The 12,204-nt window shown below is 60.1% G+C and carries 12 protein-coding genes; all 12 read left to right on the top strand.

Features of this window, described 5'->3' with window-relative positions:
• Positions 1–5 precede the first annotated feature (5 nt).
• The 12 genes from MEB48_RS06680 to fliL all read left to right on the top strand — a co-directional run bounded on the left by MEB48_RS06680 (position 6) and on the right by fliL (position 12,197).
• Positions 6–1,391 (top strand): sigma-54-dependent transcriptional regulator, encoded by a 1,386-nt coding sequence (locus MEB48_RS06680; protein ID WP_237883004.1) that lies wholly within the window; start codon positions 6–8, stop codon positions 1,389–1,391.
• A 275-nt stretch (positions 1,392–1,666) separates the two neighbouring features.
• Entirely contained in the window at positions 1,667–1,996 is a 330-nt protein-coding gene (gene fliE, locus MEB48_RS06675) for a flagellar hook-basal body complex protein FliE (RefSeq protein WP_008072611.1), read from the top strand.
• Positions 1,997–2,011: 15 nt separating this feature from the next.
• Positions 2,012–3,799: a flagellar basal-body MS-ring/collar protein FliF gene (gene fliF, locus MEB48_RS06670; RefSeq protein WP_237883002.1), complete on the top strand. Its 1,788-nt coding sequence runs from the start codon at positions 2,012–2,014 to the stop codon at positions 3,797–3,799.
• Positions 3,792–4,811 carry a flagellar motor switch protein FliG gene (fliG, locus tag MEB48_RS06665; RefSeq protein ID WP_007894195.1) on the top strand — a complete coding sequence of 340 codons (1,020 nt, stop codon included), beginning with the start codon at positions 3,792–3,794 and terminating at the stop codon, positions 4,809–4,811. Before fliF ends, fliG begins: the two co-directional genes overlap by 8 nt.
• A gap of 7 nt (positions 4,812–4,818) precedes the next feature.
• On the top strand, positions 4,819–5,619 hold the full coding sequence (fliH, locus tag MEB48_RS06660; protein ID WP_237883000.1) for a flagellar assembly protein FliH: 801 nt from the start codon (positions 4,819–4,821) through the stop codon (positions 5,617–5,619).
• On the top strand, positions 5,609–6,967 hold the full coding sequence (fliI, locus tag MEB48_RS06655) for a flagellar protein export ATPase FliI (RefSeq protein ID WP_237882998.1): 1,359 nt from the start codon (positions 5,609–5,611) through the stop codon (positions 6,965–6,967). The genes fliH and fliI overlap by 11 nt, the downstream gene beginning before the upstream one ends.
• A 6-nt stretch (positions 6,968–6,973) precedes the next feature.
• On the top strand, positions 6,974–7,423 hold the full coding sequence (gene fliJ, locus MEB48_RS06650) for a flagellar export protein FliJ (protein ID WP_237882995.1): 450 nt from the start codon (positions 6,974–6,976) through the stop codon (positions 7,421–7,423).
• A gap of 188 nt (positions 7,424–7,611) precedes the next feature.
• The gene (locus tag MEB48_RS06645) at positions 7,612–7,917 is read left to right on the top strand and encodes an STAS domain-containing protein (protein ID WP_038979589.1); all 306 of its coding nucleotides are present in this window, start codon (positions 7,612–7,614) and stop codon (positions 7,915–7,917) included.
• 5 nt (positions 7,918–7,922) lie between these two features.
• Complete coding sequence (locus tag MEB48_RS06640; protein WP_237882993.1) at positions 7,923–9,629, top strand: fused response regulator/phosphatase; 1,707 nt, start codon at positions 7,923–7,925, stop codon at positions 9,627–9,629.
• A 33-nt stretch (positions 9,630–9,662) separates the two neighbouring features.
• Positions 9,663–10,010, top strand: coding sequence for an Hpt domain-containing protein (locus tag MEB48_RS06635; RefSeq protein ID WP_237882991.1), 348 nt, complete (start codon positions 9,663–9,665; stop codon positions 10,008–10,010).
• A gap of 105 nt (positions 10,011–10,115) precedes the next feature.
• Positions 10,116–11,471 carry a flagellar hook-length control protein FliK gene (locus MEB48_RS06630; RefSeq protein ID WP_237882989.1) on the top strand — a complete coding sequence of 452 codons (1,356 nt, stop codon included), beginning with the start codon at positions 10,116–10,118 and terminating at the stop codon, positions 11,469–11,471.
• Positions 11,472–11,696: 225 nt separating this feature from the next.
• Positions 11,697–12,197, top strand: coding sequence for a flagellar basal body-associated protein FliL (gene fliL, locus MEB48_RS06625; protein ID WP_237882987.1), 501 nt, complete (start codon positions 11,697–11,699; stop codon positions 12,195–12,197).
• Positions 12,198–12,204: the final 7 nt, after the last annotated feature.

Raw genomic sequence — 12,204 nt, 5'->3', positions numbered from 1 at the left:
AGGACATGGCCATCAAGATTTTATTGGTCGAGGATGATCGCGCGCTACGGGAGGCACTGGCCGATACGCTGTTGCTAGCCGGGCACGATTACACCGCGGTCGGTTCGGCGGAAGAGGCGCTAGAGGCTGTCGGCACCGAGGCGTTTAACCTGGTGCTCAGCGACGTCAATATGCCGGGCATGGACGGTCATCGGCTGCTGGGATTGCTGCGAGCTCGTCAGCCGCAGCTGCCAGTGCTGCTGATGACTGCTCACGGTGCTGTCGAGCGAGCGGTCGATGCCATGCGTCAAGGTGCAGCGGACTATCTGGTCAAACCGTTCGAGCCCAAAGCCCTGCTCGATCTGGTGGCGCGTCACGCACTGGGTAATCTTGGTGCGACCGAGAATGAGGGGCCTGTGGCGTTCGAACCGGCCAGTGCGCAATTACTGGAATTGGCCGCGCGGGTGGCGCGCAGTGACTCCACGGTATTGATTTCCGGTGAGTCCGGGACTGGCAAGGAAGTGCTGGCGCGTTACATCCATCAGCACTCCCGCCGCGCCAGTCAGCCGTTCGTTGCGATCAACTGCGCAGCGATCCCGGACAACATGCTCGAAGCCACTTTGTTCGGTCACGAAAAAGGTTCGTTCACCGGTGCCATCGCGGCGCAGGCCGGCAAGTTCGAGCAGGCCGATGGCGGGACGATCCTGCTCGATGAAATCTCCGAAATGCCCCTAGGCCTTCAGGCCAAGTTACTGCGGGTTTTGCAGGAGCGCGAAGTCGAGCGAGTCGGCGCACGCAAGCCGATCACGCTGGACATCCGAGTGGTCGCCACCACCAACCGTGACCTGGCCAGTGAAGTGGCGGCGGGGCGTTTTCGCGAAGATCTTTATTATCGCCTGTCGGTGTTTCCACTGGCCTGGCGTCCACTGCGCGAACGCACCGCCGACATCCTGCCGCTGGCCGAGCGCCTGCTGGCCAAACACGTCAATAAAATGAAGCATGCCGCGGCGAAGCTTTCGCCCGAGGCGCAGGCGTGCCTGATCGGTTATCCGTGGCCGGGCAACGTGCGTGAGCTGGATAACGCGATCCAGCGTGCCTTGATTCTGCAGCAGGGCGGTTTGATCCAGCCGCAGGATTTCTGCCTGGCCGGGCCTGTGGCGTGTGCGCCGTTGCCGACTTTGGCAGTGATGCCCGCGCGCGCAGTGGAAGTCGAAGCCGAATCGGCAGGCGCCCTCGGCGATGACCTGCGGCGCCGTGAATTCCAGATGATCATCGACACCTTGCGCTCCGAGCGCGGCCGTCGCAAAGAAGCGGCCGAGCGACTGGGCATCAGCCCGCGCACCTTGCGCTACAAGCTGGCGCAGATGCGCGACGCCGGCATGGATGTGGAAGCGTACTTGTTCGCCACCTGAAAGTTGACGCAAGCCACATCGTCCAAATGTGGGAGCGGGCTTGCTCGCGAAAGCTGTAGACCAGCCAGCATCTCTGTTGAATGGAAAACCGTATTCGCGAGCAAGCCCGCTCCCACATTTATTTTGCGGTGGTTCACGGTTGAGCAAAGTCCGGAAGGCTTTTGTTTAGAGCGGTCACGGAGCTGGCACCCTTGTTGCTAACACCTCACTGCCCGCCGAGTGAGTGTCAAAAAATTGCGGGTCGCCAAAGACGTAGCTCGTCAAAGAGAGAAACCATGAGCCAAGGTATTGAATTCAATCGGTTGATGCTGGATATGCGCTCCATGCAAATGGATGCCATGTCTGCGCCGAAATCGACGGCCGCAGTCCCTGAGTTGGGTGGCAGCAGTTTTTCCGACATGCTCGGTCAAGCCGTCAATAAAGTGAACGACACCCAGCAGGCGTCCAATCAGTTGGCCAGTGCCTTCGAGATCGGTAAAAGCGGCGTCGACCTGACGGATGTAATGATTTCCTCACAGAAGGCCAGCGTGTCTTTTCAGGCGTTGACCCAAGTGCGTAACAAGCTGGTTCAGGCATACCAAGACATCATGCAGATGCCGGTTTAAGGACGAGATTGAGTCATGGCAGAAGCAATCGCCGATAATGTTCCGGCCAAGGCCACTCCAATAGACGGCAAACCGCCGCTGTTCGGGTTGTCCTTCCTGGAAAACCTCTCCGAGATGACCATGTTGCGTCAGGTGGGCCTGTTGGTCGGCCTGGCTGCGAGCGTGGCGATTGGTTTTGCCGTGGTGTTGTGGTCCCAGCAGCCGGACTACCGGCCTCTGTATGGCAGCCTTGCCGGTATGGATGCCAAGCAGGTCATGGAAACCCTGGCCGCAGCCGACATTCCCTATACCGTTGAACCGAACTCCGGTGCCTTGCTGGTCAAGGCCGATGATCTGTCCCGTGCGCGGCTCAAGCTCGCGGGCGCTGGTGTCACTCCCAGCGACGGCAACATCGGTTTCGAGATTCTCGACAAGGAACAGGGGCTGGGCACTAGCCAGTTCATGGAAGCGACCCGTTATCGTCGCGGCCTCGAAGGCGAACTGGCCCGGACCATTTCCAGCCTGAACAACGTCAAGGGTGCCCGTGTGCATCTGGCGATTCCGAAAAGCTCGGTGTTCGTGCGTGACGAACGCAAGCCAAGCGCTTCGGTTCTGGTTGAGCTCTATTCCGGTCGCTCGCTGGAGCCGGGCCAAGTCGTCGCCATCATCAATCTGGTCGCGACCAGCGTTCCTGAACTCAGCAAGTCGCAGATCACCGTGGTCGACCAGAAGGGCAACCTGCTGTCGGATCAGGCGGAAAACTCCGAACTGACCATGGCCGGCAAGCAATTCGATTACAGCCGTCGCATGGAAAGCATGCTCACCCAGCGCGTGCACAACATCCTGCAACCGGTGCTGGGCAATGACCGCTATAAAGCCGAAGTTTCGGCCGATGTGGATTTCAGTGCCGTCGAGTCGACTTCCGAGCAGTTCAACCCGGACCAGCCGGCGTTGCGCAGCGAGCAGTCGGTCAACGAGCAACGTACCGCCAGCAATGGCCCGCAAGGTGTGCCGGGTGCCCTGAGCAACCAGCCGCCGTCGCCAGCCTCGGCGCCGCAAACCACCGGGGGCGCCACCGCGTCGGCCGGCATGGTGCAGCCAGGCCAGCCGTTGCTCGATGCCAACGGTCAGCAAATCATGGACCCAGCCACCGGCCAGCCGATGCTGGCGCCGTACCCGGCAGACAAGCGTCAACAATCCACCAAGAACTTCGAACTCGACCGTTCCATCAGCCACACCAAACAACAGCAGGGCCGGTTGAATCGCCTGTCGGTGTCGGTGGTGGTGGATGATCAGGTCAAGGTCAACGCGGCCAACGGTGAAACTACCCGTGCGCCGTGGAGTGCCGATGAATTGGCGCGTTTCACCCGTCTGGTACAGGACGCGGTCGGTTTCGATGCCAGCCGTGGCGACAGCGTCAGCGTGATCAACATGCCGTTCTCCGCTGAACGCGGTGAAGCGATTGCCGAGATTCCGTTCTACTCCCAGCCGTGGTTCTGGGACATCGTCAAGCAAGTGCTGGGTGTGTTGTTCATCCTGGTGCTGGTGTTCGGCGTGCTGCGTCCGGTGCTCAACAACATCACCGGTGGCGGCAAAGACAAGCAGCTTGCAGGCCTGGGCAGCGACATGGAACTCGGTGGCATGGGCGGCCTGGACGGCGAACTGGCCAACGACCGCGTCAGCCTCGGTGGCCCGACCAGCATCCTGCTGCCGAGTCCGAGCGAAGGCTATGACGCCCAGTTGAACGCAATCAAGAGTCTGGTGGCAGAAGATCCGGGTCGCGTGGCCCAGGTCGTGAAAGAGTGGATTAACGCAGATGAGTGATAACCGAGCCGTTGCCGCCAAACTGACCAAGGTCGACAAAGCCGCGATTCTGCTGCTGTCCCTGGGTTCTACCGACGCCGCGCAAGTGCTGCGCCACATGGGGCCCAAAGAGGTCCAGCGTGTGGGTGTGGCGATGGCCCAGATGGGCAACGTGCACCGCGAGCAGGTCGAACAGGTCATGAGCGAGTTCGTCGACATCGTCGGCGACCAGACCAGCCTGGGCGTCGGTTCCGATGACTACGTGCGCAAAATGCTGACCCAGGCCCTGGGCGAAGACAAGGCCAACGGCCTGATCGACCGGATTCTGCTGGGCGGCAATACCAGTGGCCTCGACAGCCTGAAGTGGATGGAGCCGCGTGCCGTCGCTGACGTGATCCGTTACGAGCACCCGCAGATCCAGGCGATCGTGGTGGCGTATCTCGACCCGGATCAGGCCGGTGAAGTGCTGGGTAATTTCGACCACAAGGTCCGGTTGGACATCATCCTGCGCGTATCCTCGTTGAACACCGTGCAGCCGGCGGCCCTGAAAGAACTCAACCAGATTCTCGAGAAGCAATTCTCCGGCAACTCGAATGCCTCGCGCACCACCCTGGGTGGCATCAAGCGCGCGGCCGACATCATGAACTTCCTCGACAGCTCGATCGAAGGTCAGCTGATGGACTCGATCCGCGAAGTCGACGAAGACCTGTCCGGTCAGATCGAAGACCTCATGTTCGTGTTCAACAACCTGTCCGATGTCGACGACCGCGGCATTCAGGCGCTGTTGCGCGAAGTGTCCTCGGACGTGCTGGTGCTGGCCCTCAAGGGTTCGGACGAAGGCGTCAAGGAGAAGATCTTCAAGAACATGTCCAAACGGGCGGCCGAACTGTTGCGCGACGACCTCGAGGCCAAAGGCCCGGTGCGCGTCAGCGACGTGGAAACGGCGCAGAAAGAAATCCTCACCATTGCCCGCCGTATGGCCGAAGCCGGAGAAATCGTTCTCGGCGGGAAGGGCGGCGAAGAGATGATCTAAGGTCACTATGTCGTCCAAACATGATGAGTCCAATACTGACCTGATCCGGGCCAAGGACGTCGGTGGTTTCGACATCTGGTCGCTGCCCAGTTTCGACCCGTTTGTGCCGGAACCCGAGCCGGAACCCGAGCCCGAACCGCCGGAAATGGAAGAAGTGCCGCTGGAAGAAGTCCAGCCACTGACCCTCGAAGAGCTCGAAAGCATTCGCCAGGAGGCCTACAACGAAGGCTTCGCCGTTGGCGAAAAAGAAGGTTTCCACAGCACTACGCTCAAGGTCCGTCAGGAAGCCGAAGTGGCCCTGGCGGCCAAGATCGCTGGTCTGGAACAGCTGATGGCCAACCTGTTCGAGCCCATCGCCGAGCAGGACACGCAGATCGAAAAGTCGCTGGTCGACCTTGTGCAGCACATCACCAGACAAGTGATTCAGCGCGAGCTGGCGATCGATTCTACGCAGATCGAACACGTCATGCGTGAAGCGCTCAAACTCTTGCCGCTGGGCGTGGGCAACGTGCGGCTGTACGTCAATCCGCAGGATTTCGAACAGGTCAAAGCCCTGCGCGAGCGTCATGAAGAAACCTGGCGCATCGTCGAGGACGAGTCCTTGTTGCCGGGCGGTTGCCGGGTCGAGACCGAACACAGCCGTATCGATGCGACTATCGAAACCCGTGTTACCCAGGTCATGGCCAAGCTGTTCGACCAACTGCACGATCAGGCACTGCACCCGGCCGCGCCGGACCTGAGCCTGGAATTGCCGAGCGACGAAAAGCCTGCGGTCACTCCGGAACCGGACGCCCCTGATGCGCCTTGATCGCACCAGCTTCGCCAAGCGCCTCGGTAGTTACGCCGAGGCCACTACGCTTGCCGGCGCACCGATCCTCGAAGGTCGCCTGCTGCGCATGGTCGGCCTGACCCTCGAAGCCGAAGGCTTGCGCGCCGCCATGGGCAGCCGCTGCATGGTCATCAACAACGACAGCTATCACCCGGTGCAGGTCGAAGCCGAAGTCATGGGCTTCTCTGGCAGCAAAGTCTTTCTGATGCCGGTCGGCAGCGTCGCTGGCATCGCGCCCGGTGCCCGTGTAGTTCCCTTGGCCGATAACGGTCGCTTGCCGATGGGCATGAGCATGCTTGGGCGGGTGCTCGATGGCGCCGGTCGTGCGCTGGATGGCAAGGGCGGGATGAAGGCTGAAGATTGGGTGCCGATGGACGGCCCGACCATTAACCCGCTCAAACGTGACCCGATCAGCCAGCCGCTGGACGTGGGTATCCGCTGTATCAACGGTTTGTTGACGGTCGGTCGCGGTCAGCGGCTCGGGCTGTTTGCCGGTACCGGCGTTGGTAAGTCCGTGTTACTGGGCATGATGACTCGCTTCACCGAGGCCGACATCATCGTCGTCGGGCTGATCGGTGAACGGGGTCGAGAAGTTAAAGAATTCATCGAGCACATCCTCGGTGAAGAAGGGCTCAAGCGTTCGGTGGTGGTGGCATCGCCAGCGGATGATGCGCCGCTGATGCGTCTGCGCGCGGCCATGTACTGCACGCGGATCGCCGAGTATTTCCGCGACAAGGGCAAGAATGTCCTGTTGCTCATGGATTCCCTGACCCGTTTCGCCCAGGCCCAGCGGGAAATCGCCTTGGCCATCGGCGAGCCGCCGGCGACCAAGGGTTATCCGCCGTCGGTGTTCGCCAAGTTGCCGAAACTGGTGGAGCGTGCCGGTAACGCCGAAAAGGGCGGCGGTTCGATCACCGCGTTCTACACGGTATTGTCCGAAGGCGACGATCAGCAAGACCCGATCGCCGACTCGGCGCGGGGCGTGCTCGATGGGCACATCGTGCTATCCCGGCGTCTGGCCGAGGAAGGGCATTACCCGGCCATCGATATCGAAGCGTCCATCAGTCGGGTGATGCCGTCGGTGGTTGGCATCAAGCACATGAACCACGCGCAGATGTTCAAGCAATACTGGTCGCGCTATCAGCAGAGCCGCGACCTGATCAGCGTCGGCGCCTATGTGCCCGGCGGTGACCGGGAAACCGACACTGCGATCCATCTGCAACCGGCCATGACGATGTACCTGCGTCAGGGCTTGAACGACAACATCAACATGGGCGCCAGCGAAGGTCATCTCGCTTCGATCTTCGCGCCAGCGCCGGGCGGTTAACCGGTCATGGCCTCGAGCCGCGCAGCACGTCTGGCGCCTGTGGTGGAAATGGCTGAAAAGGCCGAGAAAACCGCCGTCCAGCGCCTGGGGCATTTTCAGGGTCAGGTTCGTCTGGCGCAAAGCAAACTCGCCGACCTCGAAGCCTTTCGTCTCGATTATCAAGAGCAATGGATCGTGCGCGGCAGCAGTGGCGTTTCGGGTCAGTGGCTGCTGGGTTATCAGGGCTTTCTCGCGCAACTGGGCACGGCCATCGACCAGCAGCGTCAGAGTCTGAACTGGCACCAAAACAATCTGAACAAGTCCCGGGAAGCCTGGCAGCAGGCGTTTGCCCGGGTCGAAGGTTTGCGCAAACTGGTTCAGCGCTACAAGGATGAGGCGCAGCAATTGGAGGACAAGCGCGAGCAGAAGCTGCTGGATGAGTTGTCTCAGCGATTGCCGAGGCATGATCCGTATTGAATCAGGTAATCCGCGTTATCGTTCTTCGCGGGCAAGCCTCGCTCCTACAGATTGCGGGCCCTTGTAGGAGCGAGGCTTGCCCGCGAAGGCGATTTCACAAACCGTACAATTTTTTCAGCCTTGCTCCAGCCCCCATCAGGTGCTAAACCTTCTACACGTACGTTCGCCAATGACAAGGAAGCCGTGAAATGTCAGTCGTTACAGAAGTATCTCAGGATGGGAAAAAACTGACGATTTCGATCGAAGGACGATTCGATTTCGGTCGGCATCAGGAGTTTCGCGAGTCCTATGAGCGACTCAACAGCAAGCCAGAGTCCATTGTGGTGGATCTGAAGAAAGCCACTTATCTCGATAGCTCGGCGCTGGGCATGCTGCTCTTGCTGCGTGATCACGCCGGTGGCGACAGTTCCGATATTCGCGTCGTCAACAGCAGCACCGACGTGAAGAAAATCCTCGCCATTTCCAATTTCGACAAGTTGTTCGACATCAGTTGAGCATCATGCAGCCGCTTGAGCCGCTGACAATCCTGATCGCCGAAGACAGCGCGGCCGATCGCCTGCTGCTATCGACTATCGTCCGTCGCCAGGGCCATGAAGTGCTGACGGCCGGCAACGGCGCCGAAGCGGTCGAAGTGTTCCGTTCGCAGCGACCGCACCTGGTGCTGATGGACGCCATGATGCCGGTGATGGACGGTTTCGAGGCTGCGCGGCAGATCAAGGCGCTGGCCGGCGAAACGCTGGTGCCGATCATCTTTTTGACGTCGCTGACCGAAAGCGAAGCCTTGGCCCGTTGTCTGGAGGCCGGGGGTGACGATTTTCTGGCAAAGCCTTACAACCAGGTGATCCTCGCCGCCAAGATCAAGGCCATGGACCGCTTGCGGCGTTTGCAGGCCACGGTGCTGGAGCAGCGCGATCTGATCGCCAGGCACCACGACTACCTGCTCAACGAACAACGGGTGGCCAAAGCCGTGTTCGACAAGGTCGCCCACTCCGGTTGCCTGAATGCACCGAACATCCGTTATCTGCAATCGCCCTATGCGCTGTTCAATGGCGATCTGTTGCTGGCCGCGTTCACCCCGGCCGGCGACATGCATGTGCTGCTTGGCGATTTCACTGGCCATGGTTTGCCGGCCGCTGTGGGTGCCATGCCGTTGGCTGAAGTCTTCTACGGCATGACGGCCAAGGGCTACGGCTTGTCCGAAACCCTGCGCGAGATGAACGCCAAACTCAAACGTATTCTGCCGGTGGACATGTTCTGCTGCGCGACCCTGCTGTGCCTGAGCTTTCAGCGAGGTTCGGTGGAGGTCTGGAACGGTGGGATGCCGGACGGTTATCTGCACAGCACGGCTAGCGGCGAACGTACGGTACTGACGGCACGGCACTTGCCGCTGGGCGTGCTGAGCCCGCAAACCTTCAATGATTGCACCGAAGTGTTCCCGATGGCTGTTGGGGATCGGGTGTTTTTGTTATCCGACGGGGTGATCGATACCTGCGATGCCAATGAGCAGTTGTTTGGCGTAGAGCGATTGGAGCAGGTGTTTGCAACCAATCGTCAGCCTGATGCGCTGTTCGAAGAGATCGAGCAGGCCCTGCGGGACTTTCGCGGCGAGGCCCGCGATGACGTGAGTATGGTCGAGGTCAGCCTACTAGAAGCTGCGCAACTGAGTCCGCCAGCGCCGGTGTACTCCGACAGCGGCCAGTCCAGTCCGCTGGACTGGTCGGTGAGTTTCGAGTTTCGCGCCGCCACCCTCAAACGCTTCAATCCGCTGCCGTACTTGTTGCAATTGCTGCTTGAGGTGCATGGCCTGCGGACTCAGAGTGGCGCACTCTACAGTGTGCTGGCAGAGCTTTATTCCAACGCCCTGGAGCATGGCGTGCTGGGCCTGGATTCGAGTCTCAAACGCGATGCTTCGGGTTTTGCGCGTTATTATCAGCAACGCAATGCACGCCTGGACGAATTGCGGGACGGTTATGTGCGGGTACATTTTCAAGTGACGCCAAAAGGCGCGGGCGGTTGCCTGACGGTCCGGGTCGAAGACAGTGGCAAGGGTTTCGATGTGGCGCGGGTGATGGCGCGTCCTGTCGATGATGATGTCCGTCTGTCGGGACGTGGCGTCAGCTTGATCCGCCAGTTGAGCGATCATGCGAGCTGGTCCGATAATGGTCGCAGTGCTCGCGTGGAGTTCTTCTGGGAGGCTCTGGCCTGATCCCAGGCATGTTCTTGATCAAGGAGTGAACAAGTGGCTGACACACATCTGGACCGCGACGTGCTGAGCGCGTTGCAGGAAGTTATGGAAGACGGGTATCCAGAATTGCTCGATACCTTTCTCGCCGATTCCGAAGAGCGTTTGAGCCTGCTGCAAAAGGCCGATAATGCCGATCAGTTGGGCGCGGCTGCGCATAGCTTCAAAGGCAGTTGCAGCAACATGGGCGCTACCCGGCTGGCCGAGTTGTGCAATGAACTGGAGCAGCGAGCCAAGCAGAAAAGCCTCGAAGGTATTGAAGCGCTGGTCGGAGAAATTGACGGTGAATTCGCCATTGTCCGACCTCTCTACGAAGCGGAGCGCCAGCGCTCCCTTGCTGAATAAAGCAACCGTCCGACGCTTTTAGCGGCCAGCGAATAAAGCTGGCTCGACCCTTGCAATCAATTTGCTCAACTGTACCTACGATCCCAGTGCAGCGGAGACCGTTTTATGCCCGTTACCCCCAATTCCCTTCTTCAGGCCTCCGCTACGGCCAGGACTCAAGCCGCGGCCGCCAATGCACCGGCGCTGACGGATGAGTCCGGGGACAAAGCCTCCAGCTTCGCTCAGGTCTACGCCAATCAAGCCCGGAACAAGCCCTCGGCTGTGGTGGACGGATCGGTTAAACCTGCGCGCGACAAAGCGCCGGACAGTGCCGGAAAAAAAGACGTGAGCAACGACAAGTCTGCCGCCCCGGAACCGACGGTTGCCGATAGCGGCAAATCCTTGCCCGCCGATAAACCGGCGCTGGCTGACGACAAGACGGCCAGCGATGACGCTTCGGATACGACAGAGACGTCGACGCCGCTGGCCGATACCGTACCTGTCGATCCGACTCTCGATGCTGCGTTGGTGATGCAGCCGGTGGTGCCAGCCCCAGTGCCGGAAACCCCAACAGTTGTGGCCACTGTGCAACCACACGTTGAGGCGCCTGTCGCCGCCGTCGTTACCGCAGCTGCGGCACAGACTGTTGCGCCCATCGACCCGGATTTCGATCCCGAAGCCGATCCTCTCGATGCGCTGCCAGCCGTGCGCATGGCCATGGAGCAGGGCGGGCACGTTTCGGCTGCAAGCCAGGCCCAGCCAAAAGCTGCGCCGACTGCGGCTCAAGTCGACGGCGAGCCAACTTCGGCACAAAACTTTGCCGCGGGCATGGCGAGTATGCTCGATGTGCAAGCCGACCAGGACAGCACCCGTCAGGGCAGCGAGAAGACTTTCAGTGGCCTGATCGATGACGGCCTCAAAGACCTCAAGTCCGCGAGCAGCGATACCCGTGTCGATGATTTCGCCAACCGTCTGGCGGCACTGACACAGGCGGCGACGCCGAAGACTGCCAATGCATTGCCGGTGAACCAGCCAATCGCCATGCATCAGAGCGGTTGGACCGAAGAGGTGGTCAACCGGGTCATGTACCTGTCCAGCGCCAATCTCAAGGCGGCGGATATCCAGTTGCAACCGGCCGAGTTGGGGCGCCTCGATATTCGGGTGAACATGGTTCCGGATCAGCAAACCCAGGTGACTTTCATGAGCGCCCACCCAAGCGTTCGCGAAGCGCTCGACGGGCAAATGCATCGCCTGCGTGACATGTTCGCGCAGCAGGGCATGGGCCAGGTTGATGTCAACGTTTCCGATCAGTCCCGTGGCTGGCAGGGTCAGGAACAGGCTCAACAGGGGCAAGGTGGACGTAGCAACGCCAGTGGCGGTCGCCTCGATTCTGTCGATGAAGAGCTTCCAGCGACGCTCGCTGAAATAACCGCGAATACCACCAGTGTGATCGGCACCAGCGCCGTCGACTACTACGCCTGATCAAACGCCACAACTCCTTGTGGGAGCGGGCTTGCTCGCGAATGCGATTTAACATTCAACATTTATGTTGGCTGTCACACCGCATTCGCGAGCAAGCCCGCTCCCACATTTGATTGGTGCTCGCCGATCATTCGCCGTCTCCTTACCTCCCGATACTTCTGGCATAACACTTGCTCTTGCCTTGCCGTGCGACTGTGAAAACCCGAATAGTGACGGATTATTGGCATGGCGAAGAGCGAAGCAGTAGTAAAAGACCCCGCAACCAAAGGCAAAATCAAGCTGATCATTGTGATTATCGTGGCCCTGCTGCTGGCGATCGGCTTGTCCGTGGGGGCGACCTGGTTCTTCATGCACGGCGCCCAGAGCAAACCTGCCGCTGCGGCTGAAACCGCTGTGGTCGGCAAGCAGCCGGCCATCTTCGAGGCCATGGCGCCGGCCTTCGTCGCCAACTACACCCAGAACGGCCGTCAGCGCTACATGCAGGTGAGCATCACTATGCAGGGTCGCAATCAGGCCGATCTGGAAGCGCTCAAAGTCCATATGCCGGTGATCCGCAATAACCTGGTGATGCTGTTCTCCGGGCAGGACTTCGCCACGCTGGCCACGCCTGTCGGCCAGGAAATGTTGCGCCAGAAAGCCACGGCCAGCGTCCAGGAAGTGGCGCAGAAAGAGCTGGGCAAAGTGGTGATCGAACAGTTGCTTTTCACTAATTTCGTACTGCAGTAGGAACACG

The sequence above is a fragment of the Pseudomonas sp. PGPR40 genome (assembly GCF_022014505.1).
In the GTDB taxonomy this organism is placed as follows: domain Bacteria; phylum Pseudomonadota; class Gammaproteobacteria; order Pseudomonadales; family Pseudomonadaceae; genus Aquipseudomonas.
This window is presented reverse-complemented; position numbering and strand designations above follow the sequence as displayed.

Excerpts from the sequence above, each read along its gene's own strand:
- MEB48_RS06645 (WP_038979589.1), top strand. The coding sequence starts at position 7,612 with ATGTCAGTCGTTACAGAAGTATCTCAGGATGGGAAAAAACTGACGATT.
- fliJ (WP_237882995.1), top strand. The coding sequence starts at position 6,974 with ATGGCCTCGAGCCGCGCAGCACGTCTGGCGCCTGTGGTGGAAATGGCT.
- fliH (WP_237883000.1), top strand. The coding sequence starts at position 4,819 with ATGTCGTCCAAACATGATGAGTCCAATACTGACCTGATCCGGGCCAAG.
- fliF (WP_237883002.1), top strand. The coding sequence starts at position 2,012 with ATGGCAGAAGCAATCGCCGATAATGTTCCGGCCAAGGCCACTCCAATA.
- fliE (WP_008072611.1), top strand. The coding sequence starts at position 1,667 with ATGAGCCAAGGTATTGAATTCAATCGGTTGATGCTGGATATGCGCTCC.
- fliG (WP_007894195.1), top strand. The coding sequence starts at position 3,792 with ATGAGTGATAACCGAGCCGTTGCCGCCAAACTGACCAAGGTCGACAAA.
- MEB48_RS06640 (WP_237882993.1), top strand. The coding sequence starts at position 7,923 with ATGCAGCCGCTTGAGCCGCTGACAATCCTGATCGCCGAAGACAGCGCG.
- fliL (WP_237882987.1), top strand. The coding sequence starts at position 11,697 with ATGGCGAAGAGCGAAGCAGTAGTAAAAGACCCCGCAACCAAAGGCAAA.
- fliI (WP_237882998.1), top strand. The coding sequence starts at position 5,609 with ATGCGCCTTGATCGCACCAGCTTCGCCAAGCGCCTCGGTAGTTACGCC.
- MEB48_RS06630 (WP_237882989.1), top strand. The coding sequence starts at position 10,116 with ATGCCCGTTACCCCCAATTCCCTTCTTCAGGCCTCCGCTACGGCCAGG.
- MEB48_RS06680 (WP_237883004.1), top strand. The coding sequence starts at position 6 with ATGGCCATCAAGATTTTATTGGTCGAGGATGATCGCGCGCTACGGGAG.